The sequence below is a fragment of the Saccharopolyspora halophila genome, assembly GCF_039531955.1.
In the GTDB taxonomy this organism is placed as follows: domain Bacteria; phylum Actinomycetota; class Actinomycetes; order Mycobacteriales; family Pseudonocardiaceae; genus Saccharopolyspora; species Saccharopolyspora halophila.
In genome coordinates this window covers 505200-511614 of sequence record NZ_BAAARA010000002.1, presented here as the reverse complement: position 1 = coordinate 511614, position 6415 = coordinate 505200, and the positions used below count along the sequence as shown (strand labels likewise).

Genomic DNA, 6415 nt, shown 5'->3' with positions numbered 1-6415 from the left:
CGGAGAAGAGGCCAAGCGCCGACTCGACCAGGGCTACACCTACGCCACCGTCGCCGGAGACATCGTGCACCTCGAACAGGCGGCGAAAACCCACCTGACCCAGGCACGCGCGGACTGACACGCGGCCAGGATCCTGCTCGTCGTAGTACATCCCCACGCCTCTCCGTGGAAGCGCACTTTGGGAGATTTTTTCTTCCCGTAGCTGGAGGCCCTGGGAGGCGATGCGGCCGAGGTTGGGATCGCTGAAAGCGATCCCATGCAGAACGAGGGCCTTTTCAACTCACCAGCCCGGCTCACGAGGCGTCCACTCAGGCGCTCGTCCTGTAATCGTCGTCTCGATAGGCTCTGAAGTGCCTCATCGCGGAAATTCACCGCCCTTGCCGACGGGCCAGGGATTCCGCGGAGGCCTTCCGCGAAGAGGTGGCCTGATCGTGTCCTCGAACGGTTACAAGCGAAGTGATCGTGTCGAGACCAACGCGGGCCGCGCACATCGCCGGTCATGAGGTTTTCCCCGTTCGTGCCGTTCCCGCGCTGACCGGCGGTTTCGCTTCCTCCCGGGCGCGGCGCGACGGGTGATGCTGGGGCGATGACCTCAGCTTCCTGTGCCGCACGTACGCGCTCGGGCCGCTTCTGCATGATCGGCGCCGATGACGATTCCGGGCTGTGCCACATCCATGACCCCGACCGGCGCTGCGGCGTGGTGCTGGCGGGCGGGGCCGCCTGCGCGATGCAGGCCGGGGCCAGCGGGTTCTGCTGGAAGCACGAGCCGTCGCCGCGGCCGCGTGCTTCCAGTACCCCCAGCCCGCACGGCGTCTACGGCCCGCCCCCCGGCTACAGCGACTACGCCCAGTCCGGGCAAGCACCGGCCGAACCGGACGAGCCCCTCGGCGATGCGCTGAGCGCGGCGAAGGCGGTTCGCACAGCGACCCAGAGCCTGGTGCTCGGCGACCGCGCGGTCGGGGCGGAGCCGTCCACGGGCGCGGCGATCCTGCGCGAGGTGGCCGAAGCGGTGCGCGACCTCGGCACCCTGGGCTGGAAGACCACCGCCGACGACGAGATCCGCCACGTGACCAACAAGCTGGCCAGCCGGATGGAAGCCCATGCCGCCCACGCCTCGTACGCCCTGCACTCCTGACGCCACTGGACCACCGACCTGCCCGGCGCGTACGTGGACGTGGTGCTGGCCCAAGCCCGCGAGCGCGAGCGCCGGTACCGCAGGTCCATCGGGTCCAGCGTTAGGCCTCTCGGCACGGCGCGGGGGCCACAGCACCTCTTGCATTTCGCTGCTCGCCGGTCGGCCACCCCCAGACACCAGACCCCGCGCCCCCGGGGTCCTGATGTAGCCGCGGACCCTTGCGCCTGCGCGAGCACCTCGGTCCGGCACGCCCGGAATAGGGGTGCGCGTTATGTCGCAGCTCGTTGTAAGCGGTGGTGATGTGGTGCGGGTCGATGTTGAGGCCGGAGTCTTTGAACCCGGCCTCGCTGATCCGTGCTTCGAGCTCGAGGCGCACCACGGCGTGTTCGGCGGCCAAGACCTTGTTGGGGTCGCTCGACCTCGTAGCGACCGGGAACGGTTCAACGTGCTGGCTGACGCGTTACGCCAGGAACGACGAGCACGCCGAACCCGCTGGCGACGCCTCGAGGCGGGACGGCAGGCGCTGTTGGTGTTGGCCTACCTGCGTAAAAGCGAGACCTACGCGGCTCTCGCGTGCTGGTTCGGGATCGGGTTCGCGACGGTGTTCCGCTATATCCGTGAAGCCCTCGACGTGCTCGCCGCGATGGCCTCACCTCTGGCGGAGGCAGTCGAGTGGCCGGGGTTCTGGCTGCTATTCCTGACCTTCGCGTTCCTCCCGTCGGCGACCTCGCGGGCATCGACGCCGCGAGCAAGCTCGGCGGCTACCTCGGCCTGCTGACCGCGATCGTCGCCTGGTACGCCTCGTTCGCAGCCGTGATCAACACGACCTTCAAGCGCACGGTGCTTCCCGTTTTCCCACTCGCCTGAGCGCAACGCGAGCAGCGATGACGGGTGTCGTCGCGAGACGGGGCCGTGAGCTCGCACGCGCGCTCACGGCCCCGTCTCACCGACCCCCTCGGCGTCCCGATCCGTGCGGATCGGGCGTCGATCGGCCGCGTCAGATGACCCGCTGGACGTCCTGCGCGGCGATGTTGTCCATCGCGCGCTCGGCCACCGCGGCGATCGTCATAGACGGGTTGCAGGCTCCGGTCGTGCCGGGGATCAAGGCTCCGTCGAGCACGTACAGTCCGGGTTGCTCGTGCACCCTGCCGTCCAGATCGCACACCGCGCCCATCGGCGCGCCGCCGAGCGGGTGCCAGGTGCTGTTGACGATGTCGTTGGTGTCGGTGAGCGTGCCTGTCTCCGAGGAGATCTCGGAGACGCGCCGATGGATGTTCCGGTAGCTGGCGGTGTCGCCATTCCGGGGCCAGCGCAGGGACACGGAGTCGGTGCGCGAGTCGTAGGCGAAGTGTCCGCGGTCGGCGCTCACACCGAAGCCGACCAGCATTGTCGTTCTGGTGTTGATGCCCAGCGGTGGTAGCGACGCCTGAATGACGGTGTTCGCCGTGGCCGGGTCGTTCCACTCCTTGCTGCCGTAGACCACGGGACCGCCTTGGACGGCTCCCAGGTCCTGCTCCAGGTCGGTCCAGGCGTAGATGCGGTCGCCGTTGGTGCCCCACTGTCCGCCGAGGCCGTCCGGTAGGCCGGGGATCGCACCGGTTTCCCGGGCGCGCACCAGCAACCTGCTGGTGCCCAGGCTGCCCGCGGCCATGATCAGGGCGTTGGTGGTGAGCACTTTCCGCTCGAGCACGCGACCGCCGTCGTCGGTCCGGTCGACGTGCACCTCCCACCGGCCATCCCGCGCGCGAGCGACGGCGGTGACGTTGTGGTGGGTGGCGATGGTGACATTGCCGGTCCGCTCGGCCTCCGCGAGATAGGTGACGTCGACCGAGTTCTTGCCGCCGTTGTTCACCCCGAGCGCGCAATCCCCGTTGCTGTAGGACGGTTTCATCTCACCGCGCAGCTCGGCCAGGGCGAAGTCCCAGTCGATCGGCATCGGGATCTTCTCGAGCTCGTAGCCCGCCTTCCGCACCCGTTCGGCGAAGACCCGCGCGGCGAAGTAGTTCGGCGAGGAGGTGAGAGCGTTCGGGGCCGTGGCGGTCCGGAGCATGCGCGCGACCCTCGGGTAGTGGAGCCGGTCCATCCGGTGGTAGTCGAGCCCCTCGGGCAGCCACGTGTTGAACACCTCTTCCGAGGGCTGCAACGTCATGCCCTGGTAGACGAGCGATCCCCCGCCCACCCCGGCGGCGCAGATGGCCAGGATGTTCTCCCCCAGCACCGGCTCCAGGAGCCCGACGTGCGGATCGAAGTCCAGCGGAGCGCCCGCGAGCCTCGCGAGAGGCTTGATCGCGTCCGGAACGGTTCCGTGCCAGATCGCTCGTTTGTCCAGACCGGACACTCGCGGGAAGGTCTCCGCGTTCGGCCCGGACGGCCAGCGACGTCCGCGCTCCAGCACGGTGACCGGAACACCCGCTTGGGCAAGACGCAGCGCCGCCACGCCGCCGCCGAAGCCGGATCCGATGACGATGGCGCGGTGTTCTTCCCGGGTGAACCGGACGCGCGCGCCGGCGGTGCCCGCGCCGAGTAGACCGGTGGCGGTGATTCCGGCGATTCCTCCGAGCAGGGAGCGCCTGGTGGTGGTCATGAAGTGCTGTCTCCTACCGGCGTTGGGAAGTGTCCGCGGCGCGCGATCGCGGTCGCGCGCAGGACGTGGTCGCGTGATCTGGTCAGGCCTGGCCGGACGCGGATGCGCAGTTCGTGCTCGCGGGCTCTCCCGCGAGGCGATCGATCAGCCAGGAGATGGCCTGGTCCTGGTCGGTCAGCAGCGGGGCCAGGTGGTTGGTCAGCAGCCCTTCGCCGAGGTCGGGCAGCTGGATGGGGACGTAGGTGACCTCCGCGCCGCGAGCGCACCAGTCGGCGGCGAGCCGCTGGACCTGCGCGTGCGGCACGATGTCGTCCTGCGCTCCGGTCGCGACGCGCACCGCGGTCGAGGGCTTTTCGGTCCCGAGGCGCTGCTCGTCGAGCACCTCGCGAATCCGCGGTTCCGTCTGCACGATCCCGCCGAGGGTCTGCCCGGTGGACGTCCAGGTGGAGCTGCGGGCGAAACCGTGCCCGAAGATCCCGTCGCCGACGCACATCGTGGACAGGTCCTCCAGCGCGGATGCGCCCGCGTCGTTGAGGTATTCCTCGGCGATGAGCCGCAAGTCCGGCTCCGCCTGCAGGAATCCGTTCAGCGACCAGCCGAGCGCCCCGGCCAGCGCGCTGCCGTCGATGCCCTCGATGACCTCAACGAGGTCGGCGGGCGGTGCGCCGACGTAGGCTCCGGCCAACCGGACGTCCGGGGCGTAGGCGGGTTGCATCTCGACCGCAGCACCACTGGCCCCACCGCCCTGGCTGTAGCCGTAGAGACCGACGGGGGACTCGGCGGTGATCGACGTTCCGGGCAGCGAACGCGCCGCGCGAACCGCATCGAGCAGCGCGTGTCCGCCGTCGACCCGGTTGACGTAGGTGTGCAGCCGGTCGGTCGTGCCCAGCCCGACGTAATCGGTGACGACCACGCCCACTCCTCTGGTCAGCAGCCGGTAGATCGCGATGTCCTCGTAGCCGACCGACACCGAGTCGTCGCTGAGCGCGATCGGGCGTTCCAGCCCCATCGACGCCGCGCACTGGTCGCCTTGACCCATGGTTCCGGGCGCCAGCGCGACCAGGGGACGCTCTCCCCCTCCGCGCCACGGCGCAGCTGGTTCGATGTAGGCGCCGGTGACGGCGGCGGGCTCACCGTTGGAATCGGTCGTCTTGTACATCAGGCGGGTGGCCGTTCCCGGCAACCGCTTCCCGCCGATGCTGGGCAGGCTCACCGCCAGCGGCAGCGGTTCGGTGCGCACCAGCGCACCGTCGGTTCGCGGGAGTTCCGCGGGAGGATCGTAGAAGTCCGGGTTCACCATGCCCGGCGAGCTGGGCGTTTCCGCCGCTGCGGGCGCCGAGGCGACACCGACGAGCAACAGCGCCGCGGCACCGGCGGCGAAGATGCCGCGCAGGCGCGCGGGCGACGAGCGCTGGCGGAGGACGGATCGGTACATGCGGGATCGCTCCTGCGTCATTGGATGGTGCGAACTTGCGCAAGCCGGTGGTCCGCGGTCGGTACCCGCGCACCGCCGGGGCGTCCGGCCGGTGCGCGAGTGATGCGCTTCTGAACCGAACGCGCCGGTGGGCCCGCGGTTCGTGGCCACGTGCCCGATGACGTGTCGTCGACGTCGATCGCCGACCGGGTGACGTCCTGGGTTACTGGCGAGTCACCTGCGTGAGCCTAGACACAGGTGGCAGTCAGTGACAAGACGTCTTTCTGTGCCAATTCGCTCGGGCACGTATACTCCGGCGACCGGCGGGACAGGAACGGTGAGCAGCGGTGACCGAGGCGACATCCGGAAGCGACGACGAGGAGCGGGCCAAGCCCTCGCTCAACGACCGGCGAAAAGCCGCTCTACGACTGGACATCGCCCGGCACGCGGTCGCCCTGTTCAACTCGCGAGGCGTCGCCGGGACCAGGGGCGAGCAGATCGCGCAGGCCGTCGGCATCTCGACTCGCACGCTGTGGCGGCACTTCCCCACCAAGGAGAGCTGCGTTCGACCACTGCTGGCCGCGAGCCTGGAGGCGGCGACCGAACAACTGCGCCACTGGCCGCCGGACGTCGGCCTGCTGGACTACTTCGTCGATTCCTGCGAGCACGGCACCCTGCCCGAGGCCGAGCCCGCCGTGCTGAACCTGATCCGCATGACGCGCACCGAACCGGCGCTGCGGGCCGTCTGGCTGCAGGCCCACGACGACGCCCTCCCGGTGATCTGCGAACTCCTCGCCGACCGCTCGGGCGAAAACCCCGACGACCTCCGCCTCAAGGTCCACGCGGCCACCATCAACGGCGCCCTCCGCGCCGCAGCGGAGGACTTCGCACAGCGCTACGCCACCGACGAGCACGCAGGCACCAAAGAAATCACGACGTCCCTGCGCAAAGCCCTAAGAGCAGCAACGGAAAGCCTTCCCTACTAACAGGACAACCCCTGGGGCAAGCGCGGTGTAACACCAACGCGCGAAAGACCAGCTCAAGCCCTGGAAGATCCTCCGAAAGATCCGTTCCAGCCCACGGGTGGCGACCCGCCTCGTCGACGCCGTCCGAAGCGTCATCAACACAAGCTGAGCCCAAGTGGAAAACGTTCACTGCCAGTGCCAGTGGCTAGAAACAATTTGAGACAGTAAGTCCTGCCAAATCAAGCTGTGGGCCACTCCTTCTTGCGTTGTCTTGCACCTGCGATGTTCAGATCTGCGCCCCGCCAACGTAGGTGTCC

The 6415-nt window shown here is 68.9% G+C and carries 4 protein-coding genes and 1 pseudogene; 3 read left to right on the top strand and 2 right to left on the bottom strand.

The annotated features are described in order from the left end of the window. Positions 1-586: 586 nt before the first annotated feature. Both ABD289_RS05300 and ABD289_RS05295 read left to right on the top strand, forming a co-directional pair. Positions 587-1135 (top strand): hypothetical protein, encoded by a 549-nt coding sequence (locus ABD289_RS05300; protein WP_344127106.1) that lies wholly within the window; start codon positions 587-589, stop codon positions 1133-1135. 445 nt (positions 1136-1580) lie between these two features. Then, a pseudogene (locus tag ABD289_RS05295) lies at positions 1581-1805 on the top strand (helix-turn-helix domain-containing protein); the annotation flags it as partial. A gap of 327 nt (positions 1806-2132) precedes the next feature. Here the strand turns inward: ABD289_RS05295 and ABD289_RS05290 are convergent. Then, positions 2133-3719: a GMC oxidoreductase gene (locus tag ABD289_RS05290; RefSeq protein WP_344127104.1), complete on the bottom strand. Its 1587-nt coding sequence runs from the start codon at positions 3717-3719 to the stop codon at positions 2133-2135. An 82-nt stretch (positions 3720-3801) separates the two neighbouring features. Further along, positions 3802-5154, bottom strand: coding sequence for a lipase family protein (locus tag ABD289_RS05285; protein ID WP_344127102.1), 1353 nt, complete (start codon positions 5152-5154; stop codon positions 3802-3804). Between the two features lie 326 nt (positions 5155-5480). On the opposite strand from ABD289_RS05285, the gene ABD289_RS05280 reads away from it, so the two are divergent. Beyond that, entirely contained in the window at positions 5481-6119 is a 639-nt protein-coding gene (locus ABD289_RS05280; protein WP_344127100.1) for a TetR/AcrR family transcriptional regulator, read from the top strand. The last annotated feature ends 296 nt before the right edge of the window (positions 6120-6415 follow it).